Source organism: Lentzea flaviverrucosa (genome assembly GCF_003350445.1).
Lineage (GTDB): Bacteria > Actinomycetota > Actinomycetes > Mycobacteriales > Pseudonocardiaceae > Lentzea > Lentzea californiensis.
The window spans coordinates 151,909-178,119 of record NZ_QQAU01000019.1 but is presented as its reverse complement, the minus strand read 5'-3'; the positions used below and the strand labels follow the sequence as shown (position 1 = coordinate 178,119).

26 protein-coding genes and 1 riboswitch are annotated in these 26,211 nt (G+C 69.4%); of the genes, 15 read left to right on the top strand and 11 right to left on the bottom strand.

What is annotated here, in order from left to right:
* Positions 1–168: 168 nt before the first annotated feature.
* Together DFR72_RS41000 and DFR72_RS40995 are read left to right on the top strand one after the other, a co-directional pair.
* A complete protein-coding gene (locus DFR72_RS41000; protein ID WP_342768727.1) occupies positions 169–2,706 on the top strand; it encodes a helix-turn-helix transcriptional regulator in 2,538 nt (845 codons plus the stop codon).
* A 101-nt stretch (positions 2,707–2,807) separates the two neighbouring features.
* Positions 2,808–3,323 (top strand): EF-hand domain-containing protein, encoded by a 516-nt coding sequence (locus DFR72_RS40995; protein ID WP_090072622.1) that lies wholly within the window; start codon positions 2,808–2,810, stop codon positions 3,321–3,323.
* Here the strand turns inward: DFR72_RS40995 and folE are convergent.
* Positions 3,311–3,859, bottom strand: a complete 549-nt coding sequence (gene folE, locus DFR72_RS40990; RefSeq protein WP_090072620.1) for a GTP cyclohydrolase I FolE — start codon at positions 3,857–3,859, stop codon at positions 3,311–3,313. The two genes, DFR72_RS40995 and folE, sit on opposite strands and share 13 nt — an antisense overlap.
* Positions 3,860–3,913: 54 nt before the next feature.
* Here folE and DFR72_RS40985 point away from each other — a divergent pair, with 54 nt between their 5' ends.
* Complete coding sequence (locus DFR72_RS40985) at positions 3,914–4,591, top strand: helix-turn-helix transcriptional regulator (RefSeq protein WP_090072618.1); 678 nt, start codon at positions 3,914–3,916, stop codon at positions 4,589–4,591.
* Here DFR72_RS40985 and cobN read toward each other — a convergent pair.
* A complete protein-coding gene (cobN, locus tag DFR72_RS40980; RefSeq protein ID WP_090072616.1) occupies positions 4,552–8,118 on the bottom strand; it encodes a cobaltochelatase subunit CobN in 3,567 nt (1,188 codons plus the stop codon). The two genes, DFR72_RS40985 and cobN, sit on opposite strands and share 40 nt — an antisense overlap.
* Before the next feature lie 35 nt (positions 8,119–8,153).
* Positions 8,154–8,288, bottom strand: a riboswitch (cobalamin riboswitch).
* A gap of 8 nt (positions 8,289–8,296) precedes the next feature.
* Here cobN and DFR72_RS40975 point away from each other — a divergent pair.
* From DFR72_RS40975 to DFR72_RS40965, 3 genes are read left to right on the top strand one after another with little or no spacing between them, the layout of a single operon-like run.
* Positions 8,297–9,409 (top strand): hypothetical protein, encoded by a 1,113-nt coding sequence (locus DFR72_RS40975; protein ID WP_090072614.1) that lies wholly within the window; start codon positions 8,297–8,299, stop codon positions 9,407–9,409.
* A complete protein-coding gene (locus tag DFR72_RS40970) occupies positions 9,406–10,026 on the top strand; it encodes a precorrin-8X methylmutase (protein ID WP_090072612.1) in 621 nt (206 codons plus the stop codon). Before DFR72_RS40975 ends, DFR72_RS40970 begins: the two co-directional genes overlap by 4 nt.
* Positions 10,023–11,474 (top strand): precorrin-2 C(20)-methyltransferase, encoded by a 1,452-nt coding sequence (locus DFR72_RS40965; RefSeq protein WP_090072610.1) that lies wholly within the window; start codon positions 10,023–10,025, stop codon positions 11,472–11,474. The genes DFR72_RS40970 and DFR72_RS40965 overlap by 4 nt, the downstream gene beginning before the upstream one ends.
* Here the strand turns inward: DFR72_RS40965 and DFR72_RS40960 are convergent.
* From DFR72_RS40960 to DFR72_RS40940, 5 genes are all read right to left on the bottom strand, one after another.
* On the bottom strand, positions 11,446–12,147 hold the full coding sequence (locus DFR72_RS40960) for a cobalt-precorrin-6A reductase (RefSeq protein ID WP_177224650.1): 702 nt from the start codon (positions 12,145–12,147) through the stop codon (positions 11,446–11,448). The two genes, DFR72_RS40965 and DFR72_RS40960, sit on opposite strands and share 29 nt — an antisense overlap.
* Positions 12,144–12,884, bottom strand: coding sequence for a precorrin-4 C(11)-methyltransferase (cobM, locus tag DFR72_RS40955; protein WP_090072724.1), 741 nt, complete (start codon positions 12,882–12,884; stop codon positions 12,144–12,146). The genes DFR72_RS40960 and cobM overlap by 4 nt, the downstream gene beginning before the upstream one ends.
* Positions 12,881–14,026, bottom strand: a complete 1,146-nt coding sequence (gene cbiE / locus DFR72_RS40950; RefSeq protein ID WP_090072608.1) for a precorrin-6y C5,15-methyltransferase (decarboxylating) subunit CbiE — start codon at positions 14,024–14,026, stop codon at positions 12,881–12,883. Before cbiE ends, cobM begins: the two co-directional genes overlap by 4 nt.
* Positions 14,007–14,387 (bottom strand): PPOX class F420-dependent oxidoreductase, encoded by a 381-nt coding sequence (locus DFR72_RS40945; RefSeq protein ID WP_170176631.1) that lies wholly within the window; start codon positions 14,385–14,387, stop codon positions 14,007–14,009. Before DFR72_RS40945 ends, cbiE begins: the two co-directional genes overlap by 20 nt.
* Positions 14,388–14,505: 118 nt before the next feature.
* A complete protein-coding gene (locus DFR72_RS40940; RefSeq protein WP_245983874.1) occupies positions 14,506–17,055 on the bottom strand; it encodes a chitobiase/beta-hexosaminidase C-terminal domain-containing protein in 2,550 nt (849 codons plus the stop codon).
* 150 nt (positions 17,056–17,205) lie between these two features.
* On the opposite strand from DFR72_RS40940, the gene DFR72_RS40935 reads away from it, so the two are divergent.
* Both DFR72_RS40935 and DFR72_RS40930 read left to right on the top strand, forming a co-directional pair.
* Entirely contained in the window at positions 17,206–18,048 is an 843-nt protein-coding gene (locus DFR72_RS40935) for a helix-turn-helix domain-containing protein (RefSeq protein ID WP_090072606.1), read from the top strand.
* The gene (locus DFR72_RS40930) at positions 18,020–18,202 is read left to right on the top strand and encodes a DUF397 domain-containing protein (protein WP_090072604.1); all 183 of its coding nucleotides are present in this window, start codon (positions 18,020–18,022) and stop codon (positions 18,200–18,202) included. Before DFR72_RS40935 ends, DFR72_RS40930 begins: the two co-directional genes overlap by 29 nt.
* Here DFR72_RS40930 and DFR72_RS40925 read toward each other — a convergent pair.
* Genes DFR72_RS40925 through DFR72_RS40910 form a run of 4 tightly spaced genes read right to left on the bottom strand, consistent with a single transcriptional unit; the run spans position 18,180 to position 22,313 of the window.
* Positions 18,180–19,844, bottom strand: coding sequence for an aminotransferase class V-fold PLP-dependent enzyme (locus DFR72_RS40925; protein ID WP_090072602.1), 1,665 nt, complete (start codon positions 19,842–19,844; stop codon positions 18,180–18,182). The genes DFR72_RS40930 and DFR72_RS40925 overlap by 23 nt on opposite strands.
* Position 19,845: 1 nt before the next feature.
* Positions 19,846–20,604 (bottom strand): amino acid ABC transporter ATP-binding protein, encoded by a 759-nt coding sequence (locus tag DFR72_RS40920; RefSeq protein WP_143086984.1) that lies wholly within the window; start codon positions 20,602–20,604, stop codon positions 19,846–19,848.
* Entirely contained in the window at positions 20,591–21,421 is an 831-nt protein-coding gene (locus DFR72_RS40915) for an amino acid ABC transporter permease (protein WP_090072598.1), read from the bottom strand. The genes DFR72_RS40920 and DFR72_RS40915 overlap by 14 nt, the downstream gene beginning before the upstream one ends.
* Positions 21,411–22,313: an ABC transporter substrate-binding protein gene (locus DFR72_RS40910; protein ID WP_090072596.1), complete on the bottom strand. Its 903-nt coding sequence runs from the start codon at positions 22,311–22,313 to the stop codon at positions 21,411–21,413. Before DFR72_RS40910 ends, DFR72_RS40915 begins: the two co-directional genes overlap by 11 nt.
* 134 nt (positions 22,314–22,447) lie before the next feature.
* On the opposite strand from DFR72_RS40910, the gene trxA reads away from it, so the two are divergent.
* From trxA to DFR72_RS40875, 7 genes are all read left to right on the top strand, one after another.
* The gene (trxA, locus tag DFR72_RS40905; RefSeq protein WP_090072594.1) at positions 22,448–22,828 is read left to right on the top strand and encodes a thioredoxin; all 381 of its coding nucleotides are present in this window, start codon (positions 22,448–22,450) and stop codon (positions 22,826–22,828) included.
* Positions 22,829–22,861: 33 nt separating this feature from the next.
* Positions 22,862–23,251: a phage holin family protein gene (locus tag DFR72_RS40900; RefSeq protein ID WP_090072592.1), complete on the top strand. Its 390-nt coding sequence runs from the start codon at positions 22,862–22,864 to the stop codon at positions 23,249–23,251.
* Positions 23,248–23,634: a DUF3618 domain-containing protein gene (locus DFR72_RS40895; RefSeq protein ID WP_090072590.1), complete on the top strand. Its 387-nt coding sequence runs from the start codon at positions 23,248–23,250 to the stop codon at positions 23,632–23,634. Before DFR72_RS40900 ends, DFR72_RS40895 begins: the two co-directional genes overlap by 4 nt.
* The gene (locus DFR72_RS40890; protein ID WP_030476400.1) at positions 23,631–23,900 is read left to right on the top strand and encodes a DUF4235 domain-containing protein; all 270 of its coding nucleotides are present in this window, start codon (positions 23,631–23,633) and stop codon (positions 23,898–23,900) included. Before DFR72_RS40895 ends, DFR72_RS40890 begins: the two co-directional genes overlap by 4 nt.
* A 90-nt stretch (positions 23,901–23,990) precedes the next feature.
* Positions 23,991–24,509: a VOC family protein gene (locus DFR72_RS40885; protein ID WP_090072588.1), complete on the top strand. Its 519-nt coding sequence runs from the start codon at positions 23,991–23,993 to the stop codon at positions 24,507–24,509.
* Positions 24,510–24,521: 12 nt separating this feature from the next.
* On the top strand, positions 24,522–25,610 hold the full coding sequence (locus DFR72_RS40880) for an S-(hydroxymethyl)mycothiol dehydrogenase (RefSeq protein WP_090072586.1): 1,089 nt from the start codon (positions 24,522–24,524) through the stop codon (positions 25,608–25,610).
* Complete coding sequence (locus DFR72_RS40875) at positions 25,610–26,209, top strand: MBL fold metallo-hydrolase (RefSeq protein WP_090072584.1); 600 nt, start codon at positions 25,610–25,612, stop codon at positions 26,207–26,209. Before DFR72_RS40880 ends, DFR72_RS40875 begins: the two co-directional genes overlap by 1 nt.
* Positions 26,210–26,211: the final 2 nt, after the last annotated feature.

Genomic DNA, 26,211 nt, shown 5'->3' with positions numbered 1-26,211 from the left:
CGCTACCCATTCGAGTAGTAGCCCGCGGGATCATACGGGCCTTCATCCTGTTGAGACGGCCACAGCTCAGGAAGCTTTACCTGGGCAAGTGGAGCGCTTTCTCCTAGCATCAATTCCGCTGAGCTTTCAGCGGCGGATTGTGGAGAGATCTTGGAAAACCGGCTGAAAGTGTGGTGCGCCGGAATCGGTGATCAGGCGGTGCCGGGCACGACCACGGTCGTGGAAGGCGCACCCGGCACGGGGAAGACGGCGGCCCTGGACGACCTGGCCACGCGCTGGGAAACGTCCGGCAGACAGGTCGTGCGAGCGCGCGGAAGTGCATTGGAAAGCGATCTTCCGTTTGGGATCGTGGCCCAGCTGTTCGACCTGGTCGATTCCGATCTCGTGCCCGCGGAGGCGGCGGGCGCTTTGCAGCTCACCGCGATGGCGGCCGATTTCCCCGTGCTGCACGGCGTTTACCGGCTCGCCGCGGCGCTGTCCGCACGGGGCGACCTGCTCGTCGTCGTGGACGACGCGCACTGGGCCGATGCCGCGTCCCTGCGCTGGCTCGCCTACCTGGCGTTGAGGGTGCAGCGGCTGCGCATCGCCGTGGTGCTGGCCGTAGGCCTGGGCGAACGGTGTGACGACCCCTCGTTCAACGAGATCATGGCTTCGTGCCAGCGGGTGACGCTGGACAACCTCACCTCCGCCGAGACGGACCGTCTCGTCTCGGCGGCACTGGGCGAGGCCGCGCCCGAGTTCACGGCCGCCTGCTTCGACGCGACCGGCGGCAACCCGCTGGCGGTGACCCGGCTCGTCAGAGCCCTGGCGGAGGACGAGGTCCCGCCGACCGCGGAGGCCGCGTGGCGGGTGGCCCGGCACGGCGCTGAGGTGTCCGGCGAGATCATGGCGGCCAGGCTGCGCCGCCGCTCCGCCTCCGTCGTGACCGCGGCGCACTGCCTGGCCGCGCTCGGGCCGTCCCCGGATCCCGGTGTGCTGGCCGAACTGACGCGGCTGAGCCCGGTGGAGCTCGCCGAGGCCGTCCACACCGTCGAACTGCTCGGCGTGGCCGGGCCCGCGGTGCTCGGCGACATGCCCGCCGCGGCACGGGCCGAGCTGCACCTGCGGGCCGCACGCTCGTTGCGGACGCACGGCGCCTCGGACCGGGCGGTGGCCGACCACCTGCTGGAGACCTCGCCGGGCCTGGAACCGTGGGCGGGCGAGGTGCTCGACCGGGCCGCGCAGGAGGCGGTGAACCACGGCGACACGGCCGGTGCCGCGCGGTTGCTGTGGCGGGCGTTGCGCGAACCGGTGGCGAACCCGTCCCGGGCGTTGCGGCTGCTGGGGATCGCCGAACTGGTCGGCGACCTGCCCGGCGCGACGGCCCGGTTGCGCGAGGCGTTCCAGTCCGATGTGGACGACACCGAGTCCGCGATCGCGTTGTCCTACGCCCTGCACGCCGAAGGCAGTCCCGCCGAGATCCCGGCGGTCCTGTCGCGCGAATCCGCTTCCGCACGAGCACATCTGGCGGTGCACGGGCTGGTGTGGCAGGAGGCCGTGCCGTCGGCCGTCTCGCTCGACACGCCAGCAGGAGTGCTGCACCACGTGATGGTCGGGGACATCAGCGCCACCGAGGCGGTCCGGCTCGTCTCGCCGGACGGTGTTCTCGCCGCGCTGACGTCCGCGATGACGCTGAACCTGGCCGACTCGCTGGACGAGGCACTGGCCGTGCTGGACGAGGTCGACCGGGCGCAGGCACCGGCGTTGCGCGCGCTGACGAACGTGATGCGCGCGAACGTCCAGCGCCGCAAGGGAGACCTCACCTCCGCCCGCGCCGACCTGGAGGTGGCGGCCGACCACCTGCGGCAGGACCGGCGCTGGCACGCCGTCTCCACCTGGCACGCCGCGCTGCTCGCCGACATCCTGCTCGAGGAGGGCCGTCTCGACGAGGCCGCGGCGGTGATCGCCGAAGCCTCGACGGACGAGGCCCGGCGCACGTGGTCGTTCGGCGGCGTGCTGACCGTGCGCGGCCGCGTGCTGACCGCGCGAGGCGACGATCACGATGCCCTGGAAGCGTTCCTGGCCGCCGGACGGCACTGCGCCGCCTGGCCGTACCGCAACCCGGCGGCCCTGTCGTGGCGTTCCGGAGCGGCACTGGCCTGCGCGGCGATGGGCGACGGCGAACGGGCCCGCGACCTCGCCCAGGAAGAGGTGGCGCTCGCCCGCGTCTGGGGCGCGCCGAGAGCGTTGGGCATGGCGTTGCGCGCGGAGGGCCGGGTGACCGCGGGAACGGCCGGACGGACGTTGCTGGAAGAGGCCGTACGGGTGCTGCGGGCCTCCCCCGCCCGACTGGAGCTGGCACGCGCGTTGGTGGACCTCGGCGTCGTGGGGCGGCGTCAGGGCGACACGGCGTTCGCGCGGACGTGCCTGCGTGACGCCGTCGACCTGGCGCAGAAGTGCGGATCGGCCGCGATGGCCGCGCGCGCTTACTCCGAACTGGTGGCGACGAGCGCCGGACCTCGGCGGATGCGGCAGACCGGGCCGACCGCGCTCACCCCGACGGAGCACCAGGTGGCGGAACTGGCGGCGCGTGGCCGTTCGGACGACGAGATCGCATCGACGCTGCTCATGGCTCCGACCGCGGTCGAGGGGGTGCTCTCCGGCATCTACCGGAAGCTGGGCGTGTCAGGCCGTTTGCACCTGGCGGATGCTCTGTTCGTGGACTAGTGCCGTGGCGTGAAATCTCGGCGGGATTTCACACCACGGCACTGGTTCGGACCCATTCGGCCGATGGCTTCCGTTGCGGCATTCGGCCTATCGTCCTGCGCATGGCGAGCGACTTTCAGCGCAGCAAGGTGGACCTGGTCTTCGACGCGATGGACTCCGACGGCAACGGCTGCCTGAACAAGGAGGACTTCGAGCTGCTCGCCCAGCGCTGGGCGGCGTTGCGCGGCAGCGACGAGAAACTGCTGACGCAGGTGATGCTGGGCTGGTGGACCACTCTGCAGTCGGCCGCGGGAGGCGCTGACCAGGTGACCCTGGACGACGTGCTGAACGTCGTGGACGTGCTGCCGGACAACATCGAGCCGGTGCTCGGGACCGCGGATGCGATGTTCGGCGCCGTGGACTCGGACAGCGATGACTACGTCTCCGAGGCGGAGTACCGGATGATGATCGAGGCCTGGCTCGGCCACGCGGAGGCGACCGACTTCGCCAGGCTGGACCTCGACGGCGACGGCAGGTTGTCGCGCAACGAGTTCACCACGCTGTGGGCCGAGTTCTGGGCGGGCGACGACCCCGACGCCGCCGGCTCCTACGTGTTCGGGCCCGTTCAGGCCGCGTGAACGAGGGCGAAGAACTCCTGACGTGACGCGGGGTTCGTCCGCAGCACGCCCTTCAACGCCGACGTGACCGTGCTGGAGCCGCTGACCCGCACTCCCCTGTGCGCCATGCACATGTGCTCGGCCTCGATCACGACACCGACCCCCAAGGGCTGCAACCGGTCCTGCAGCCAGTCGGCGACCTGCTTGGTGAGCCGTTCCTGCACCTGGAGGTCGCGCGCGAACATCTCGACGACGCGCGCGAGCTTCGACAGGCCCAGGATCCGTTCGCCCGGCAGGTATCCGACGTGCGCGACGCCGTGGAACGGCAGCATGTGGTGCTCGCACAACGACTGCACGGGAATGCTGCGCGCGAGAACGAGCTCGTCGTAGCCCTCGTCGTTGGGGAACGTCGTCATGGTGAAGGCGCGCGGGGTCAGCATCTCCGCGTACGCCTCAGCGACGCGGCGCGGGGTGTCGGCGAGATGCACCGAGTAAGGGTCCTTGCCCAGCGCCTTGAGCAGGTCCGTGACCGCCTGCTGCGCCGCTTCGACGTCCATGCCGCCACGGTAGATCCGGTGGCCGAATTTAGTCAACAAGAGTAGGTTTTAGAGATGGCCGACCCCGTCGCCGCCGTAGCGGCCCTCGACGAACCGACCCGCCGCAGGCTCTACGACTTCGTGGTGCGCCAGACCTCTCCCATCAGCAAGGACGAGGCGGCGCAGGCCGTCGAACTGGCCCGCACGACGGCCGCGTTCCACCTCGACAAGCTGGTCGAGATGGGCCTTCTCACAGTGGTGCACCAGCGGCGGACAGGGCGCAGCGGGCCTGGGGCCGGTCGGCCGGCGAAGCTCTACCGGCGGTCGGAGGAACAGATCGAGGTATCGCTGCCCGACCGGCGGTACGAGGCCGCGAGCCATCTGCTCACGGACGCGTTGGTGGAAGCCGAGAGCACGGGCGAACCGGCGCGCGAGGTCCTGAACCGGCGCGCCTACGAGTGGGGCGCGGATCTCGCGGCGCAGGCTCCAGACGGCGTGGTGGAAGCGTTGGCGGGCTTCGGTTTCGAACCGCGGGAGGACGGCGGCTCGATCCTGCTGGGCAACTGCCCGTTCCACAGCCTGGCGCACCGGCACACGCAGCTGGTGTGCGGGATGAACCTGTGCCTGGTCAGCGGCCTGCTGGACGGGATCGGGGTGAGCGGTGCGTCCGCTCGCCTCGATCCGTCACCGGGTCAGTGCTGCGTCCGGGTCGATCAGACGCCGTCCTCGAGGTCGCCCTCGGTCTCCAGGTAGGCCGCCCGCAGTGCGTCCAAAGTGGACTCCTCCGGGTGCTCCCACATCTTGCGCTCGGCCGCCTCCAGCAGGCGCTCGGCGATGCCGTGCAACGCCCACGGGTTCGATGTCTGCAGGAACTTCCGGGTCTCCGGGTCGAGCACGTAGCTCTCGGTCAGCTTCTCGTACATCCAGTCCGCGACGACGCCGGTCGTGGCGTCGTAGCCGAACAGGTACTCGACCGTCGCCTGCAGCTCGAACGCGCCCTTGTACCCGTGGTTGCGCATCGCACCGATCCAGCGCGGGTTCACCACGCGGGCCCGGAAGATCCGTGAAGTTTCCTCGGTCAGCGTGCGCGTGCGGACGGCCTCGGGGCGCGTGCTGTCACCGACGTACGCGGCGGGTGCCTTGCCCGTCAACGCCTTCACCATCGTGACCATGCCGCCGTGGTACTGGAAGTAGTCGTCCGAGTCGGCGATGTCGTGCTCGCGGGTGTCGATGTTCTTGGCCGCCACCGCGATCCGCCGGTACGCCGACTCCATGTCCGCCCGCGCCGCCACACCGTCGACCCCGCGGCCGTACGCGTAGCCGCCCCACACCGCGTAGACCTCGGCGATGTCGGACGAGTCGCGCCAGTTGCGGCTGTCGATCAACGGCAGCACGCCCGCGCCGTACGCACCCGGCTTGGAACCGAAGACGCGCAACGTGGCCCGGCGCTGGTCGCCGTGCTCCTCCAGGTCCTTGAGCATGTGCGCCCGCACGAAGTTGTGCTCCGCGGGCTCGTCCAGCGCGGCCACCAGCTGCACGGCATCGTCCAACATGGACACGACGTGCGGGAAGGCGTCGCGGAAGAAGCCGGAGATCCGGACCGTGACGTCGATGCGCGGCCGGTCCAGCTCCTGCAACGGGATCACTTCGAGACCGGTGACGCGGCGCGACTGGTCGTCCCACACCGGCCGGACGCCGAGCAGCGAGAACACCTCGGCGATGTCGTCGCCGGCGGTGCGCATCGCGGACGTGCCCCAGACCGACAGGCCCACCGACGGCGGCCACTCACCGTCGTTCTCGGTGCGGTAGCGCTCCAGCAGCGAGTCGGCCATCGCCTGGCCGGTCTCCCACGCCAGGCGCGACGGGATGGCCTTCGGGTCGACCGAGTAGAAGTTGCGGCCGGTCGGCAGCACGTTCACCAGGCCGCGCAACGGAGAACCGGACGGGCCGGCCGGGATGTAGCCGCCGTCCAGCGCGTGCAGGACGTTCGTCATCTCGTCCGTGGTGCGCGCGAGCCGGGGCACGACCTCGTCCGCCGCGAACTCCAGGATCCTCCGCACGTCCTCGGACTCGTGCAGACCCGCTGCGGCGGAACGGTCCCAGCCCGCGTCCTCCATCGCCTGGACGAGCACGCGAGCCTGCTCCTCCACCACGTCGACGTCTTCACGGCCCGTGGTCGTGAGCCCGAGGGCCTCGCGCAGGCCGGGCAGCGCGGCGACCTGACCGCCCCACATCTGCCGCGCCTGCAACATCGCCAGCACGAGGTTGACGCGGACGGAGCCCGTGGGAGCCTCACCGAGGATGTGCAGGCCGTCGCGGATCTGGACGTCCTTGACCTCGCACAGCCAGCCGTCGACGTGCAGGATGAACTCGTCGAACTCCGCGTCGTGGGGCCGGTCGTCGAGTCCCAGGTCGTGGTCGAGCTTCGCGGCCTTGATCAGCGTCCAGATCTGCGCGCGGATCGCCGGCACCTTGGCCGGGTCCATCGCGGAGATGTTCCCGTACTCGTCGAGCAGCTGCTCCAGGCGCGCGATGTCGCCGTAGCTGTCGGCGCGGGCCATCGGCGGCACGAGGTGGTCGACCAGCGTGGCGTGCGCACGCCGCTTCGCCTGCGTGCCCTCGCCGGGGTCGTTGACGAGGAACGGGTAGATCAGCGGCAGGTCGCCGAGCGCCGCGTCCGTGCCGCAGGACGCCGACATGCCGACCGTCTTGCCCGGCAACCACTCCAGGTTGCCGTGCTTGCCGACGTGCACGACGGCGTCGGCGCCGAAGTTCGACTCGATCCACCGGTACGCCGCGAGGTAGTGGTGCGACGGCGGCAGATCGGGGTCGTGGTAGATCGCGATCGGGTTCTCGCCGAACCCGCGCGGCGGCTGGACGATCACCGCGACGTTGCCGGACCGCAGCGCGGCCAGCACGATCTCGCCGTCCTTCGACTTCGAGAAGTCGACGAACAACGAGCCCGGCGCCTCACCCCAGTGCTCGCGCATCGACTCGCGGAACTCGTCGGGCAGCGTCTCGTGGAACTCGCGGTAGTCGGCCGCCGCGATGCGGATCGGGTTGCTCTCGAACTGCTCCTGCGTCAGCCAGTCGGCGTCCTGGCCACCGGCGGCGATCAGCGCGTGGATCAGCTTGTCGCCGTCGAGCTCCTGGACGCCCGGCAGCTCGTCGCCGATGTCGTAACCGTGCTCCTGCATGGCCTTCAGCAGCCGGACGGTCGACGCGGGCGTGTCGAGCCCGACCGCGTTGCCGATGCGGGAGTGCTTCGTCGGGTACGCCGACAGCATCACGACGACCTTGCGTTCCGCGACCGGGATGTGGCGCAGACGGCCGTGCCGGACCGCGATGCCCGCGACGCGCAGCGCCCGTTCCGGGTCGGCGACGTAGACCGTGAGGCCGTCGGCGTCGATCTCCTTGAAGGAGAACGGAACCGTGATGATCCGGCCGTCGAACTCGGGGATCGCGACCTGGGTCGCGGTGTCCAAAGGAGACAGTCCGTCGTCGTTGGAGTCCCAGGACTCGCGGCTCGACGTGAGGCACAGGCCCTGCAGGATCGGCACGTCGAGCGCGGCCAGCGCGCCGACGTCCCACGCTTCGTCGTCGCCACCGGCGGACGCCTTGGCGGGGTTCGTGCCACCGGCCGCGAGCACCGTCACGACCAGCGCGTCGGCCTCGCGCAGCGTGTCGAGCAGCTCGGGTTCGGCGGTGCGCAGCGAGGAGCAGTACACCGGCAGCGGCCTGCCGCCCTTGGCCTCGATCGCGTCGCACAGGGCGTGCACGAAGGCCGTGTTCCCGGCGACGTGGTGCGCGCGGTAGTAGAGCACCGCGACCGTCGGGCCCTCCTCCGGCCGGGTCTCCCGTTCCAGCACACCCCACGAGGGAGTGGCGGCGGGTGCCTCGAAGCCGTGGCCGGTCAGCAGCACGGTGTCGGACAGGAACTTGTGCAGCTCGGTGAGGTTCGCCGGGCCGCCGTGCGCGAGGTAGAGGTGCGCCTCCGCGCAGACGCCACCGGGCACCGTGGAGAGCTCCATCAGCGCCGCGTCGGGCTGCTGCTCACCGCCGAGCACCACCACGGGCAGGCCCCCGGCCAGCAGCCAGTCGAGGCCCTCCTCCCACATCCGGCGGCCGCCGAGGATGCGCACGAGGACGAGGTCGGCGCCGTCCACCAGTGCGGGCAGGTCGTCGACGGTGAGCCGGGCGGGGTTGCCGAGCCGGTAGTCGGCACCGCTCGCACGCGCCGACAGCAGGTCGGTGTCGGAAGTCGACAGCAGCAGGATCACGCAGGCTCCATCCCTCGTGGGGTCCTCGCCCCAAAGTGCGGGTGACTGGCGAAGCGGAGTTCCTGACTCCCAGCGGTGTTCGCTGGTCACAGTGGCGGGACCGCGCCGGATTCACACCGGCTTCCTCCTGCGCTTCGTCGTTCGGGCTCACCCTAACCGGCGGGTTACAGTCCGACCTATGCGTAGTCACCCGGACGCCTGCCCCGGCGCCGTCGAGCTGCACGCCGCGGCCGACGGCGGGCTGGCGCGCATCCGGGTGCCCGGCGGCACTCTTTCCGCTGCTCAGTGGGACGTGGTCCGGCTCGCCGCCGCCGAACTGGGCAACGGCTCGATCGAGCTGACCTCGCGCGCGAACCTCCAGATCAGAGGGCTCGCGGACGGCGTGGAGCTGGGTGAGCGGTTGCGTGCGGCGGGCCTGCTGCCCTCCTGGTCGCACGAGCGCATCCGCAACATCATCGCGGCGCCCCTGGACGACAACCAGGACCTGGTCGACGCGCTGGACACAGCCCTGTGCGCGGACCCCGAGCTGGCCTCGCTACCAGGGCGTTTCCTGGTCACGGTCGGCGCTTCGGTGAGCGGGCTGGGCGGCGACCTCGGCCTCGTCGGCGATGTGCTCCTGCTCTCCGGTACCGATACAGGAGTCCGCGTGTCCGACCCGGTGGACGCCGTGGTGACCGCCGCCCGCCTGTTCCAGTCGATGCGCGGACCCGCCTGGCGCCTGTCCGAAGTGGACGGCGGTGTGCGAAAGATCACCGCGCACTTCGGCGTCTCGTCCGGTGCCGCGTTCACCCCCGTTGTGACGCCTGTCGCACCTTCACCTTTGACGCCAGGTGTTCCGCTGGGCCGGTTGGACGCCTCCCAGCTCCCCGGCGTCGCGCTCCGCCTGACGCCGTGGCGCGGTCTGGTCGTGCCCGCCGGCACCGACGTCACCGGCCTGATCACCGACCCCGCCTCCCCCTGGCACGGCGTCAGCGCCTGCACCGGCCGTCCCGGCTGCGCGAAGTCGCTCTCCGACGTGCGGGCCGATGTGCGCGCTTGGGTCGATGGTCATGCTTGGGTCGATGCGCCCGCACAGGCCCATGCGCCCGCACGGAACGATTCGCCCGCACGGACCGATGCGCCGCACCACACACACGCGCCAGGCCGGGTACCCCCAATTTCAATTCTAGGGAGCAGGTCCGACAGGCCCGGCGCGGTGCACTGGTCGGGCTGTGCCCGCCGGTGCGGTCGTCCCGCCGGCGATGTGATCGAGTTCGTCGCGACCGGCGACGGCTACGAGGAGATCAGGTGACGCAGTACATCCGGGACGGCGCGGAGATCTACCGCCAGTCCTTCGCCACCATCCGCGCGGAGTCGGACCTCACCAGGTTCCCCGGCGACGTCGCGAAAGTCGTCGTCCGCATGATCCACGCGTGCGGCATGACCGACTTGCCGGACGACGTCGCGTTCTCCCCGAACGTCGTGCGCGACGCCCGCGCGGCGTTGCGTGCGGGCGCTCCGATCCTGTGCGACGCCAACATGGTCGCGTCCGGCGTGACCCGCCGCCGGTTGCCGAAGGACAACGAGGTCCTGTGCTACCTCCAGGATCCGCGCACTCCCGCGCGGGCGCAGGAGATCGGCAACACCCGCAGCGCCGCGGCTCTGGAGTTGCTCGCCGACCGGTTCGACGGCGCGGTGATCGCGATCGGCAACGCCCCCACGGCGTTGTTCCACCTCCTCGACCTGATCGCCGCCGGAGCACCGCGGCCCGCCGCCGTTCTCGGCATCCCGGTCGGGTTCATCGGGGCGGCGGAGTCCAAGGAAGCTTTGGCCGCAACGGATCTGGAGCTCCTGGTGGTGCGCGGCCGGCGCGGCGGCAGTGCCATGACGGCGGCGGCTATCAACGCGATTGCGAGCGAAGAGGAATGACGGGCAAGCTCTACGGCGTCGGCCTGGGTCCCGGCGACCCGGAACTCGTGACGGTCAAGGCCGCGCGACTCATCAGCGAAGCCGACGTGGTGGCGTTCCACAGCGCCCGGCACGGCAAGTCGGTCGCCAAGACCATCGCGGCGCCGTACTTCCGCGAAGGCCAAGTACTGGAACAGCTCGTCTACCCGGTCACGACCGAGGACACGGACGACTACCAGGGCGAGATCGACGCCTTCTACGAGGAGGCCGCCGCCAAGCTGGCCGCGCACCTCGACGCCGGACGCGACGTCGTCGTGCTGGCGGCGGGAGACCCGTTCTTCTACGGCTCCTACATGCACATGCACAAACGTCTCGCCGACCGCTACGAGTGGGAGGTCGTCCCGGGCGTGACGTCGGTGAGCGGCGCGTCGGCCGTCCTCGGCACGCCGCTGGTGGAACGCGACGAGGTGCTCACGATCCTGCCCGGCACGCTGCCGCCCGCCGAGCTCGCGGCCCGCCTCGCCGACACCGACTGCGCCGCGATCCTCAAGCTGGGCCGCACTTTCGGCAACGTCCGCGAGGCGCTGGAGACGGCCGGGCGGCTCGACGGCGCCTGGTACGTCGAGCGCGCCACGACCAGCCGGCAGAAGATGTCGCCGCTGGCCGACGTCGACCCCTCGACCGTCCCGTACTTCTCCATCGCCGTGCTCCCGAGCCAGTCCCGGCCCGCCAAGCCGAAGGGAGAGGTCGTCGTCGTCGGCCTCGGTCCCGGGGACCGTGCGTGGCTGACGCCGGAGGCCCGTCAGGAGCTCGAGGCCGCCGACGAGCTGGTCGGTTACAGCACCTACCTCAACCGGGTTCCCGAACGGCCCGGCCAGAAGCGGCACTCCTCGCACAACCAGGTGGAGTCCGAACGCGCGGCCTTCGCCTTGGACCTCGCTCGCAAGGGCTCACGGGTCGCGGTCGTGTCGTCGGGAGATCCGGGCGTGTTCGCGATGGCCACCGCCGTGCTGGAGGTCGCCGCGGAGACCCAGGACGTGCCGGTCCGCGTCATCCCCGGCGTCACGGCGGCGAACGCCGTCGCGGCCAAGGCAGGCGCGCCACTCGGCCACGACTACGCGGTGATCTCCCTGAGCGACAGGCTCAAGCCGTGGGACGTCATCGCCGAACGCCTCGAAGCCACCGCCAAGGCCGACCTGGTCATCGCGATCTACAACCCGGCGTCCAAGGCCCGCACGCACCAGGTGGCGGACATGCGCGACCTGCTGCTGAAGCACCGCGGCCAGGACACCCCGATCGTCGTCGGACGCGACGTCGGCGGCCCGGAGGAGGAGATCCGCGTCCTCACGCTCGGCGACCTCGACCCGGCGACGATCGACATGCGCTGCCTGCTGATCATCGGCTCGTCGCAGACGATCGTGACGCCCCAGGGCGTCGTCTTCACGCCCCGGCGGTATCCAACCAGCTGACGGCGGCGTCGACGTCGGCCACCGCCTCCACTGGCGGGAGCGGTGGCCGGCGCACGATCACGACCGGCACACCGAGCTGACGCGCGGCTTCGAGCTTGGCCGACGTCATCGAGCCGCCGCTGTCCTTGGTGACGAGCACGTCGATCTCGTGTGACCGCATCAGCTCCAGTTCACCGTCCACAGTGAACGGACCGCGCGACAGCAGCACCTCGATGCGGTGCGGCATCGGCGGTTCCGGAGGTTCGACCATCCGCGCCAGGAACCACTGCGGGCACTCGGCGAACTCCGCGAGGTCCTGCCGCCCGGTCGTGAGGAAGACCCTCTCCCCCGGCAGGTCGCGCGCGGCACCGGCGACGCTGTCCACCCACCGCCATCCGGGCTGCGGCGTGAATCCAGGCCGTCGCAGGATCAGCAACGGCACGCCGACCCGTGAGCAGGCCTCGAAGGCGTTCGAGGTGATCTGCCGCGCGAAGGGGTGGGTCGCGTCGACCACGGCATGGACGTCGTTGTCCCGCAACCACTGCGCGAGACCATCAACCCCGCCGAAGCCGCCGATCCGGACCTCGCCGGCGGGCAGGGCGGGGTTGCTCACCCGGCCCGCGAGTGAGGACACGGCGGGCACGCGGGAGGCCAGCGCTCGCGCCTCCCCCGTGCCGCCGAGGATCAGGATCATCGAACCCGGGTGGCGGAGTACAGGTGGCTGTCCGGGAACTGCGTGGCTCCGAGCACCTGCCCGACGATGATCACCGCGGTCCGCTTGATCCCGGCGGCCTCGACCTGCGAGGCGATGTCGTCCAGCGTCCCCCGCAACACGACCTCGTCCTCGCGCGAGGCGTAGGCGACGACCGCGACCGGGCAGTCCAGCCCGTAGTTCGGCACCAGCTCCGCGACCACGTCCGAGATCCGCTGCACGGCGAGGTGCAGCACGAGGGTCGCGTGGCTGCGACCCAGTGTGTCCAGGTCCTCGCCCTCGGGCATCGGCGTCGCACGCTGCGAGGTCCGCGTCAGGACGACCGTCTGCCCAACCCCCGGCACGGTCAGCTCGCGCTGCAGCGACGCCGCCGCGGCCGCGAAGGCCGGCACGCCGGGAGTCACGTCGTAGGCGATCTCCAGCGCGTCCAACCGGCGCATCTGCTCGGCCATCGCGCTGAACACCGAAGGGTCTCCGGAGTGCAGCCGTGCCACGTCCAGGCCCTGCTCCGAGGCGGCGACCAGCTCGGCGACGATCTCGTCCAGCGTCAGCAGCGCCGTGTCGACCTTGCGCGCGCCCGCGGGGCAGAAGTCCAGCAGCTCGACCGGCACCAGCGCGCCCGCGTACAGGCACACCGGCGACGACTCGATCAGCGACCGCCCCCGCACCGTGATCAGGTCGGCCGCTCCGGGCCCGGCCCCGATGAAGTGCACGGTCACTTCGTCACGCTCCACGTCGTCACGGGCATGTGCGGCCGCCACCCGGTGAACTTGCCGACCGCGGAGCCCCGGTTCACCGAGATCCGCACCAGGTCACCGCCGAGGCGCGCGTACCACTGCGCGACCACGGCCTCGGACTCCAGCGTCACCGCGTTGACGACCAGACGGCCGCCCGCGGCCAAAGCGTCCCAGCAGGCCTGCAACACGCCGGGCACCGTCACGCCGCCGCCGATGAAGATCGCGTCGGGCTTCTCCAGCCCCTCCAACGCGTCCGGCGCCCGTCCGATGTGGACCTCCACCCCGGGCACGCCCAGAGACGCAGCGTTACCGGCGATTCGCTCTGCGCGTTCGGCCGACTGCTCGACGGCGATCGCCCGGCACGTCGGATGCGTTCGCGCCCACTCGATCGCGATCGAACCCGACCCCGCCCCGACGTCCCACAGCAGCTGCCCGGGCAGCGGCGCCAATCTCGACAGCGAAATAGCCCGCACCTCTCGCTTCGTCAGCTGGCCATCGGATTCATAAGCGTCATCAGGCAGTCCGGGGACCCGTGAGAGAGCGCTCCCGCGGTACTCGATCGCGATCACGCACAGCGGGTCCGAGTCCTGCCCGGACCAAGGGTAAACCCGCTCGGCGGGACCACCTAGCTGTTCGAGCACAGTGATGTGCCCGGCCAGTGCCGCAACGGTTGCGGGGTCCCCACCGAGCACGAGCACGCGCTGTCCCGGCGTCAACACGGGGCGTAGCAGGTCGGCGGATCGGGCCACCAGCGACACGACCTCGACCTCGTTCAACGCCCAGCCGAGCCGCGCGCAGGCGAGCGACACGGAGGACGGGTGCGGGATCACCGTGACCCGCTCGCCCAGCAGCCGCACCAGGGTCGTGCCGATGCCGTGGAACATGGGGTCACCGGACGCCAGCACGCACACGTCGCGGTACTCCTCGAACAACGCGGGCAACGCCGGCACCAGCGGCGACGGCCACGCGACCCGCTCGAACTCGCCCGGCACCAGGTCGAGCTGCCGGCGCGAGCCCATCAGCACACGCGACCGGGAAACCGCCTGCTGAGCGGCGGGCGAAAGCCCGTCCCACCCGTCGGCCCCGATGCCGACGACCACGACGTCAGACGGTGCCGGTGACACGCTTCACCTGGATCTCGATCACGACCCGCTCCGGGTTGACCCGAGGCTGCCGGTAGCGCAACGCGTACCGCCGCTCGGCCTCCCGCACGGATTCCACGTCGTCGCGCACGACGGCTGGACCCTCCAACGTGGACCAACGCCGACCGTCCACCTGGCACACAGCGGCGTACCCGGCCTTGCGGACGTGCTTGACCTTCCACGACGCGCCGGACGTGATGATCCGCGCGACGCCGGCCTCGGCGTCGAGCGTGACCCCGACGGGCACCACGTGCGGAGTCCCGTCGGGACGGACGGTGGACAACGTGCACAGGTGCCGTTCAGCCCAGAACTCGGCGAACTCGGCACCCCGGTCGATCGACATGGCACGCATCATCGCAATGACGCGCGCCTGAAATGAAATCGGCCGGTTGGCGGCCGATGCCGCTCGATCACGAATACGGCCCGCCACCTGAGGTGACGGGCCGTATGTCAGCGTGTGACTAAGGGTAGTTGACGACGTTCACCGGCACGGTGCCCGGCGGTGTCACCGCCCCCACGTTGTTCACCACGTGGGTGATCGTTCCCTGGTAGTTGAGCGACACGGTCAGCAGGTTGTGCAACCTCACGCCGGACCGGTTGGGCACCTCGAACGCGTTCTCGGCCCGCACGGACGGGTTGACGTTGAAGAAGCAGTAGCTGCCGAGCCCCCACGCCTCGTGCGTGGTGACGTGGTCGCCGACCTTGTAGGCCGCGTATCCGGCCTGCCCGTTCGGCCTGTTCCAGACCGCCTGGTTCGGCACGTCGTACGGCATCTCGTTCTGGTAGAAGATGGTCCGCCCGCGCTCGCCGTTCCAGATGGTCTGGTACTTCTGGTAGTGCTCGACGAACAGGCCGGTGGCCAGCACGTCGTTGCCGTTCACCACCAGGCCGGTGTCACCGATCGCCTCGTCCCAGCCCCAGGTGCCGGCGTTGCCGTGGTCGGCGCGCCAGATCCAGCTGTGGTCGATGATCGTGTTGTGGCTGTTGACGACCAGGCTGTTGGTCGCCTTGCCCGCGATCGCCCCGCCGACGCGGAAGAACACGTCCTGCAGGGTGGTCGGGTTGGACGCGTGCGACGCCGACGAACCCGCCGGGCCGACGGTCAGCAGCGAGTTCGACAGGGTCGTGCCCGCGTCGAACAGGATGCCCTTGATCCGCACGCCGTCGACGTCCGCGACCTGCATCGCGGTGACGCCGTTCTGCGGCACGATCGTCGCGTAGCCGATGCCCAGCACGACGGTGTTGGGCCGCGTGATGTTGATCGTCTGGTTGACGTTGTAGATGCCGGGCGTGAAGAACAGGTTGCAGCCCTGGCCCAGTGCCGCGTTGATCGTCGCGGCGGTGTCGCCGGACTTCACGACGTAGAACTGGCTCATCGGCAACGAGGTGCCGGGCGTGCCGCCGTTGATCCACGACGCACCGGAGGCGTTGGTGCGGAGCGTTGGCAGGAACACCCTGTACTGGTTGCCGTCGAGGTAGAGGTAGGGCACGTCGCGCGAGATCGGCGTCGTCGCGAGGTTCGTCGACGGCGGGGTCGGGAACGTGGTCGCGGGTGCGCCCGGCGTTCCGGAGAACACCATGTTCCAGACGCCGCCGTTCCAGCTGCCGTAGTTGGAATCGCGCGTGTACCACTGCTGCTGCGAGACCGACGCCGTCTGGCCGGACACGCGGGTGTCGGCCGTGTAGCCGCCGGACGCGAACCCGTAGGAAGCCGGGTAGAGCGCCAGGTTGCCGCGGACGTCCATGCGCCGGAACGGCGCCGCCTGCGCGACGGCCCACCGGTTCGTGCCGCTGGCCGGGTTGACCGCCATGTTCTCGGCGGAGCGCCAGAAGTTCTGCAGCGCCACGCCCTTGTCGGACTCGTTGAACGCGTCCACGGTGATGTCGCCGTTGATCAGCACGTCACCGGGGTTGCGGCCGAGACCCGAGACGGACGTGTAGTAGCCGACGTCGTCGTGGATGCCGTTGTACGTGCCCGGCTTGAACAGGTGCGCGACCCGCCGCGGCGCCATCTGCGCGGTGATCGTGTCCTTCTGGTTGTTGAAGTCGATGTCGAGCTGCGTCTGGATGCTCGTCGCCGACATGCTCGGGTCGAAGATGCGCGTGTTCGGACCGAAGTTCGGGTTGTCGGACTGCACACAACCCTGCTGCGTCCCGATCGTGTAGGTCGCGCTGGCCACGGCCGAGTTCGCGAGACCGGACTTGATGCCGATCGCACTGATGGTCCTGTTGCTGGGCACCGAGATCGGCCCGCTGTAGACCGGCGAACTCGACGTGGGCGTCGATCCGTCCACTGTGTACCGGATCGTCGATCCGGAGGTCGCGGTGGAGATCGTCACCGTCTGCGCGGACGCGTAGGCACCGCCCGGCGGGCTGAACGTCGGCGTCGCCACCGGCGTGCCGATCACGTACGACGCGCTGCCGACGGACGAGTTCGCCTGACCCGACTTGACACCAATGGCGTTGATGGTCCTGTTGCTGGGCACCGAGATGGGCCCGCTGTAGACCGGCGAACTGCTGGTCGGCGTCGACCCGTCGACCGTGTAGCGGATCGTCGCACCCGACGTGGCGGTGGAGATCGTCACCGTCTGGGCCGTCGAGTACGTACCGCCAGGTGGGCTGAACGTCGGCGTCGCGACCGGCTGCGGCGCGCTGTTGTGCGTGTAGCTGAAGTGCGGCGTGTCGTACTGCGGCCCGGACTTCTCGTAGGTGAACCAGTAATCGATCACCGTGCCGGACGACAGCGACCCGACGGTCTTCTGCCAGGTCCCGGCGTTGTTGGTCATCCGGAAGTTCTGCTGACCTTGGCCGGAGATCAGGTAGTGCACGTCGACGTAGACAGCAGGGGTCGTCGGCGTGAAGTTGATCCGGGCTTGAGTCGCGTCGATCGCGGTCACGTTCTGCGTGTAGTCGTCGGCCGCGTACGCGGCCTCGACCGTCGCCAATGACGACAGGGCAATCGCTACGGCGGCCAGTCCGCGCCGCCATCTCACCTTTGAGAGCGCTCTCACACCTGGAACGGTAAAGCCGATGTGACGAGGAGGGAAGGGGAAAGTTTCAGGAAAGGTGCGCGGCTCCAGCGGGACACGAACGGAGCATCGCGGTTGTTTTCACCCGAACGAGCAGCTGCTTGGATTGAATACAACCCATAGCGTCAGCCTATGACTCCCTCCACCGCGTACAGCAGGGACCTGGGCGACGAGCTCCGGAGCCTGCGTGAGACCTGCACGGGCTTGAGTGGCAACAAGCTCGCCGTGAAGCTGGGCTGGGACCCGAGCAAGGTCTCCACCATCGAGCACGGCAAGGCCCGTGCCAGCGAAGTCGACCTCATCCAGTACTTGTCGATGTGCGACAGGGACATCGACTTCATCAACGACTTCAGGCGCCGCTACCAATACGCCTTCGACGAGTACCGGGTGCAGGTGTCGGACAACCTCCGTGCGATGGTGATGGCAGAGGCGACCGCCACGGCAATCACGAGTTATGACGTGCTGGCGATGCCAGGCCTCATGCAGTCACCCGAGTACGCCGCCTACGTCTACCGGATGACCGGGATGGTCGCGGAGGAACGGATCCCGGACCTCGTCCAGTACCGGACAGATCGCCAAGCGATCCTGCGCCGACACGATCGGCCGACTTGCGTGTTCTACATCCATGAGCATGCGCTGGATCTACAGGTCGGCAACGCGGAGGTAATGGAGGATCAGTACGCCCGGCTGCTGTTCAACCCGCACACCATCCGGATCGTGCCGAAAGACGCTCCCATAGTCGCCTCCAGCTTCGTGCTCTGGGAGTTCGACAAGGCGCGGCCACTGGTCTTCAGTGAGACCAACCTCGCGAACGTCTTCGTGGAAGATCCAGGAGCCATCGCGCGCACTCGGCTTCTCTTCGGCCTCTTGGATGAGCTTGCCTTGAGTGCGGAACAATCGCGGAGCAAACTGGCGGAGTACGTCAGCCCACCGCGAGAGGACTTCGATGACTCAGGACCGCACTTGGCGTACTAGCACCTACAGCGGCGGAGCGGAGGACGGCAACTGCGTCGAGGTGTCCCTCGCCCAGAACGCCCTGGTCCGGGACTCGAAGAACGCGAGCGGCCACGTGCTCGCGTTCTCCTCCCCCGCCTGGCAGGACCTGCTCAGGTCCCTCGGTTCTCGTTGAGGTAGTTGTAGATCGTGTACCGGGTGACCTCCAGGACCCCGGCCAGGTGGTCGACCGAGTCGCGGATGAGGAAGAACCCGGCCTCGTCCAGCACGCGGACGACCTGCGACTTGTGCACCTTCTTCATCAGCTCGACCGGCACGCCCACGTCGGCGATGGCCTTCTCGACCAACACCCGCTGGAGCGTGTCCACGTCCTGCGGAAACGACTCCACGGGCCCGGAGGCCTCGTGGGCGGCGAGTTTGTTGACGCACAGGCACCCCACGGCGACACCGGCCGCATCCCGCACGAACGTCGTCGACGACCAGATCGCTCGGCCGTCCGGGGCATAGGTCTCGTAGCCGGGCATGTCGGTGGTCGTGCCGCGCCTCACGAGACCCAGCAACAGGTCCGTCATCGGGCCGCCCACCTGGCGGCCGGTCAGCGAGCCGGCGATCGCGATGATGGAGTTCGGCAGGCGAGTCAGGTCGTGCACCACCACCTCCGTGTCCGGGCCCAGGGCGGAGGCGAGGCTGTCGATGGTCGGCACCAACGCCGAGAGTGCGGCCGGGATCGGTGAGGAAGCCGTGCCGGACAACGACTTCAGGGCTGCTCGCAGGCGTTCCAGCGTGCCGCGCGACGTGGTGGCGTGCGGTGACAGGCGGACGTGCTCCGGGCGGACCGTGGCGGTGATTCCGAAGGCGTTCAACGCTTCGCCTACCACCGAGGCGGCCTCGGGCATGGTGAACGCGAGGATGCCGGCTCGGCGTTCGCGGGCGGAGACGATCTTGCCGCCGCTCGACAGCACGATCTCCTCCACCTCGGCGACGATGTCGGCCACCGCCGTGTCCAGCGCGGAGACTCCGGCCAGCTCGACCAGTTCCAGGGCCTCCGCGAAGGCGCCCGACACGACCGGCGAGAGGTTGGTGATGTTCCAGGCGGCGGCATCCGGGGCCGCGTCGTGGACCGAGTCGTCGAACAGGCCGGCGTCCACCGCGCCCGTCCAGCCGGACAGCACCGGTGAAAGGCGTTCCAGGGCGCGGTCCGACAGCACGACGAAACCGGTGCTCCACCCCGCGCGCAACCACTTCTGGCCGCCTACCACCAGCACGTCGGCGAGCTCCCACGGTTCGTCGACCACGCCGAAGCCCTGGATGCCGTCCACGACCAGCAGGCGGTCGCCGACGACCTCGCGCAACGCCGCCAGGTCCGCGCGGTAGCCGGTGCGGAAGTCCACAGCGGACACCGACAGGGCGGAGACCTCGGGGGTCAGGCGAGTTGCGACGGCGGCCGGGTGCACCGGACCGTCCAGCAGAACGGAAGGGAGGCCCGCCCGCACCCACGGGTAGGTGTTGGACGGGAACTCCGCGGCCGAGTACATGACCGTGCCGGACAGGCCGAAGGCAGCCTGGAACAGGCCGATCGACGTGTTCGGCACCAGCGCGACGTGGTCGGTGTCCGAACGGCAGAGCCGCGCGACGGCGGCCTTCACCCGTTGTTCCTCGCGCATCAAGGTGTCCACAGTGGATGGACCAGCCAGGGAGGCCTGTTCCATCAGCCGTGCGGTGGCCGTGACCACCGGCAGGGAGGGCGGGCCGAAGCGGGCGAAGTCGAGATACCCCTCCGGTTCGCGGAACTGGGCGAGGTACGCGGCGTCGATCAAGTCAGAGCACCTTTGCGAGGAACTGTTGCGTGCGCGGCTGCTGCGGATTGTCCAGCACGTCCGACGGTGTGCCGGACTCCACCACCGCGCCGTCGACGAGGAACACCACGCGGTCGGCGACCGAGCGGGCGAAGCCGATCTCGTGGGTGACCACGATCATCGTCATGCCGTCGCGGGCCAGCGAGGTCATGACGTCGAGCACCTCGCCGACCAGCTCCGGGTCCAACGCGGACGTGGGCTCGTCGAACAGCATCAGCTTGGGTTTCATCGCCAGAGCGCGCGCGATCGCAACACGTTGCTGCTGGCCGCCGGAGAGCTGGCCGGGGTAGGCCGAGGCCTTCTCGGCCAGGCCCACCCGTTCCAGCAGCGCCAACGCTTCCGCACGGACCTCCGCGCGGCCGCGTCCGAGGACCTGGACCGGGCCCTCCATGACGTTCTCCAGCGCCGTGCGGTGCGGGAACAGGTTGAACCGCTGGAACACCATGCCGACGTCGCGCCGCTGGTGAGCGGCGTCGCGTTCGCGCAGCTCGTACAGCTTGCCGCCCGCGGCACGGAACCCGACGGGCACGCCGTCGACCCAGATGCGGCCGGCGTCGATGGTCTCCAGGTGGTTCACGCAGCGCAGGAACGTCGACTTGCCGGCGCCGGACGGGCCGAGCAGGCAGACGACCTCGCCGCGCTCGACCTCCATGTCGATGCCCTTGAGGACCTCGGTGTGGCCGAACGACTTGCGGACCCCAATCGCCTCAACGAGGGCCATAAGCACGCTCCAGGTAGTGCTGCCCGATCGACGCGAGGGACACCATCACGAGGTACCAGGCCGCGGCGGCGAACAGGGTTTCCATGATCTCCAGGTTGCGCGACGAGATGTTGTTCGCGGCGTGGATGAGCTCCAGGAAGGCGATCACCGACGCCATCGAGGTGCCCTTGATCATGTTGATGAAGTTGTTGCCCGTCGGCGGGATGATCACGCGCATCGCCTGCGGCAGCACGACCCGGCGCAGGGTCGTCATCGGCGTCATGCCGATCGACTTGGCCGCCTCGGTCTGCCCCTCGTCGACACTGCTCAGGCCGGCGCGGACGATCTCGGCCATGTAGGCGCTCTCGTTGAGCCCCAAACCCAGCAGTGCCGCGACGAACGCGGTCATGAGCACGTTGGTGGGCACGGAGAACAGCCCCGGGATGCTGATGTTCTGGAACACCAGCGCGAGGTTGAACCAGATCAGGATCTGCAGCAGCACCGGCAGGCCGCGGAACAGCCAGATGTAGCCGACCGCGAACCACCGCGCGACGGGGTTCGCCGACAGCCGCATCAACGCGATGACCACGCCGAGGACGATCGCGCCGCCCTGCGCGGCGAGGGCGAGCACGATGGTGTTGAGCAGGCCTTCGAGCATCACGGGGTGCGTGAAGAACCCCGGCACGTGCTCCCACTGGATCTGGGCCTCGGACATCGACCAGCCCAGGCCGGCGATGACCAGCACGATCACCGCGCCGCTGATCCACCGCCAGGGGTGGCGCAGCGGCACGACGACCAGTTCCTCGCGGACGTCGTTCACGCGGGTGTCACTTGCCATTGATGGCGGCCTTCGTGATCGCACCCTGCTTGATGTCCCAGGTGGTGACGATCTTGTCGTAGGTGCCGTCGTCGATCAGCGACTGCAGCGCGCCCTTGATCGCCTCGGACAGCTTGGCGTTCTTCTTCGCGACGCCGATGCCGTACGGGCCGCCGTTGATCGGCGCGAGCGGCACGACCTCGAAGTACTGGCCGTCACCCGCGGTCTTCGCGACGTACACGGCGGTCGGCAGGTCGTTGAGGATCGCGGCGACACGGCCGGTGCGCAGCTGGTTCTGGTTGCCGGTGTCGCTGTCGGTGACGCTGAGCGTGACCTCCGGCTTGCCCGCGGCCAGGCACTTCTGGCTCTGCTCCTTGCCGAACTGCTCCTGCGAGCTGCCCAGGTTCACGGCGATGCCCTTGCCGCACAGGTCCTCGACGGACTTGACGCCCTGCGGGTTGCCCTTCTGCACCATGATCGTGATGCCGGAGGTGAAGTAGTCGACGAAGTCGATCTTCTGCTGGCGCTCGGCGGTGTCGTTCATCGCGGCCATCGTCACGTCGACGCGCCCGGTCTCGAGGCTCGTGATCAGCGAGCTGAACGCCATGTCGCTGTGCTCGGCCTTGAGCCCGAGCCTGGCGGCGATCGCCTTGATCAGGTCGACCTCGGACCCCATCGGGGTCTTGCCGTCCTGGTCGTAGAAGTTGTTCGGCGGGTTCTGGATGTTCGACCCGACCTTCAACGTGCCGGCCGAGGCGATCTCGGGCGGCAGCAGCGCGGCGAGCGCGTCGTCCTTCTTGACCGAGGACAGGTCGGACGACGGCGGAGTGGACGTCTGAGTGGACTCAGGCGTGGACCCGCAGGCGGCGAGCCCCAGTACGAGCAGCGAGGTCACGAGCAGGCGCGGCTTCATGGCGGGGACCGTACAACGTCCAGTTGAAGACGTCCACAAAAAGTTGAAGCCAGGCGTGACCGGGGGCACGCGGGGAATTCCACCGGTCCCTGCTTCGTTGGATCGGGTGCCCCCAGCGAACGAGGAGGACCAACATGGCGACGGTCGAGCTGACCAAGGAGAACTTCGACGAGGTGGTCGGCGGCTCCGACGGCTCCGGCATCGTCCTGGTCGACTTCTGGGCCGAGTGGTGCGGCCCGTGCCGCGCGTTCGGGCCCACTTACGAGGCCGCGTCGGACAAGAACGAGGACGTCGTGTTCGGCAAGGTCGACACCGAGGCGCAGCAGGAGCTCGCGGCCACGTTCGGCATCCGGTCGATCCCGACGTTGATGATCGTGCGCGACGGCGTGGTGCTGTTCTCGCAGCCCGGTGCGCTGCCCGCTCCGGCTCTCGACGACCTGATCCAGCAGGCGCGCGAAGTGAACATGGAAGAGGTCCACGCGAAGGTCGCGGATGCCCAGGCACAACAGGGCTGATTGGTCTGCGGCACCTGTGGGTACCTGACGTGCATGAACACCGACACGTCGACCGCGCAGCTGGTACACCAGCTGTCCGAGCAGGTGAGCAGGCTCGCTCGCGATGAGATCCGTCTCGCCGTCGCGGAGCTGAAGGACAAAGGCAAGCACGCCGGTGTCGGCGCCGGGATGTTCGGCGTGGCCGGCGTGTTCGCGTGGTGGGGCGGGCTGAGCGTTGTCGCCGGCCTGATCCTGCTGCTGGCTCTCGTAGTACCGCCGTGGGCGGCCGCGTTGATCGTCGCGGCCGCCCTTCTGGTGTTCGCGGGCATCTTCGCGCTCGTGGGCAAGGGCCAGGTCAAGCAGGCAGCTCCACCGGTACCGAGGCAGGCGATGGACAACGTCCAGCAGGACATCGCGACGATCAAGGAGAGTGCGCACCGATGACCGAACCCAAGGACCAGCTGCAGCGCGACGTCGAACGCACGCGGCGCGAGCTGGGTGAGACGGTGGAAGCGTTGGCGCACAAGGTCGACGTGCCCGGCCGCGTCAAGGAACAGGCGCACGAGACGGCCGAGCGCGTGAAGACGCAGGCCCAGGAGACGGCCGGGCGGGTCAAGGTGCAGGCCCAGGAGACGGCCGGCCGGGTGAAGGAGCAGGCGACCGAGACGGTCGCGAAGGTGACCGCCGCGACCAACGAGGCGATCGACTCGCTGCCCGAGCCCGTCGCCGAGCAGGTCGAGAAGGCGCGCCGGCACCCCGGTGCCATCGCCGCCGCGCTGATCGCACTGATCGTCGCGATCTGGGCGATCTCGAGGAGGAACCGATGAAGCTGCTGTACCGCCCGCTGGGAATGCTCTTCGGTGCGCTCGGAGGCTTCCTCGCGACCGCGATCTTCGGTCAGATCTGGAAGCTCGTGGCGGGCGACAAGGAAGCCCCCAGCGCCACCATGCGCAACCGCGCCTGGACCGAGGTGCTGATGGCCGCGGCCATCCAGGGCGCCATCTTCGGCCTGGTCAAGGCCGCCATCGACCGCGGTGGCGCCAAGGGCTTCCAGAAGCTCACCGGCGAATGGCCCGGTGACGAGGAAGACTGACAGAGCTGATCCGGACGCCCGGCCCGCACGCGGGCCGGGCGTCGGCGTCTGCACCTGCGAACGTTTGAACACTCAACTACTCTGACCCCCATGCCACAGCCAGAGGGTGAAGAGCTCGCCGCCATCCGCGCCAAGCGCGACGAGTTGCGCGAGCAGTACGTGAAGCCACTCGCCGAGCGGGGCGGATCACCGACGCGCGGAGTTCACCACATCGCGCTGATCTGCAGGGACGTCGAGGAGACCATCCGGTTCTACCAGGAGTTCCTCGGCTTCCCGCTGGTCGAGCTCGTGGAGAACCGCGACTACAACGGCTCCAGCCACTTCTTCTTCGACCTCGGCGCCAAGAACCTGCTGGGGTTCTTCGACTTCCCCGGTCACGACCACCCGGCGTTCTCCGAGACGATCGGCGCCGTTCAGCACCTGGCCCTCTCGACCTCCCCCGAGCGGTTCGACGAGATCAAGTCCAAGCTGGACGAGGCCGGGATGGAGTACCTGGGCCCCGACCGCGGCGTCGAGGACAGCCTGTACATCCGCGACCCCAACGGTGTAGGGATTGAGTTCTACCGGGAAGTTCTCGGCGAGTTCGAAGGCACGACACTGATCAACTAGGACGGAGTCGCAGTGGCGCAAGAGGTCAAGGGCATCGTCGCCCGGGGCAAGGGACAACCGGTCGAGCTCACCTCGGTGCTGGTGCCCGACCCCGGTCCCGGCGAGGCAGTGGTGAAGATCCAGGCGTGCGGCGTCTGCCACACCGACCTGCACTACCGCGAGGGCGGCATCAACGACGACTTCCCGTTCCTGCTGGGCCACGAGGCCGCGGGTGTCGTGGAGTCGGTCGGTTCCGGCGTCACGGACCTGGAGCCCGGCGACTTCGTCGTGCTGAACTGGCGCGCGGTCTGCGGCACGTGCCGCGCCTGTCGCCGGGGCAAGCCCTGGTACTGCTTCTCGACGTTCAACGCGTCGCAGCCGATGACGCTGCTGGACGGCACGAAGCTCTCGCCGGCACTGGGCATCGGCGCTTTCGTGGAGAAGACGCTCGTCCACTCCGGACAGTGCACGAAGGTCGACCCGTCCGCCCGCGCGGCGGCCGTCGGTCTGCTGGGCTGCGGTGTCATGGCCGGCGTCGGTGCCGCGATGAACACCGGCGGCGTCAGCCGCGGCGACTCGGTGGCCGTGATCGGCTGCGGCGGTGTCGGCGACGGCGCCATCGCGGGAGCCCGCCTCGCCGGCGCCGCGAAGATCATCGCCGTCGACACGGACCCGCAGAAGCTGGAGTGGGCCAAGGGTTTCGGCGCCACGCACACCGTCAACGCCCGTGAGGTCGACGACGTCGTCACGGCGATCCAGGACCTGACGGACTCGTTCGGCGCGGACGTCGTGATCGACGCGGTCGGCCGCCCGGAGACCTGGAAGCAGGCGTTCTACGCCCGCGACCTCGCCGGAACCGTCGTCCTGGTGGGTGTTCCGACGCCCGACATGCAGCTCGAGATGCCGCTGATCGACTTCTTCTCGCGCGGCGGCTCGCTCAAGTCCTCGTGGTACGGCGACTGCCTGCCGACGCGCGACTTCCCGATGCTCGTGGACCTGTACCAGCAGGGCCGCTTCGACCTGGACGCGTTCGTCAGCGAGGAGATCCCGCTGGACGGCGTCGAGGGCGCGTTCGAGAAGATGCACCGCGGCGAGGTGCTGCGATCGGTCGTGGTGTTCTGATGCCGCTTCGCGTTGACCACACCGTCACGTCCGGCACCTTCTCGCTGGACGGCGAGACCTTCGACGTGGACAACAACGTCTGGGTCGTCGGCGACTCCTCGGAGTGCGTCGTCATCGACGCGCCGCACGACGTGGACGCGATCCTGAAGGCCGTCGACGGCCGCCGTGTCGTGGCGATCCTCCTGACCCACGCGCACGACGACCACGTCCGCGTCGCACCGGACCTGGCCCACGCGACGGGCGCGCCGATGGCGTTGCACCAGGCCGACCACGTGGTGTGGAACCTGACGCACACCGGCGTGATCCCGCACCAGGCGCTGGAAGACGGCCAGGTGATCACCGTCGCCGGCGAGGAGATCCACGTGCTGCACACGCCAGGGCACTCCCCTGGCGCCGTGTGCTTCTACGTGCCGTCGCTGGGCGCGGTGTTCACCGGCGACACGCTGTTCCAGGGCGGGCCGGGCGCGACGGGCCGGTCGTTCTCGGACCGGCCGACGATCGAGGCGTCGATCCGGGAGAAGCTGCTGACGCTGCCCGGCGACACAGTGGTGCACACCGGGCACGGCGACGACACCACGATCGCCGCCGAGGTGTTCTGACA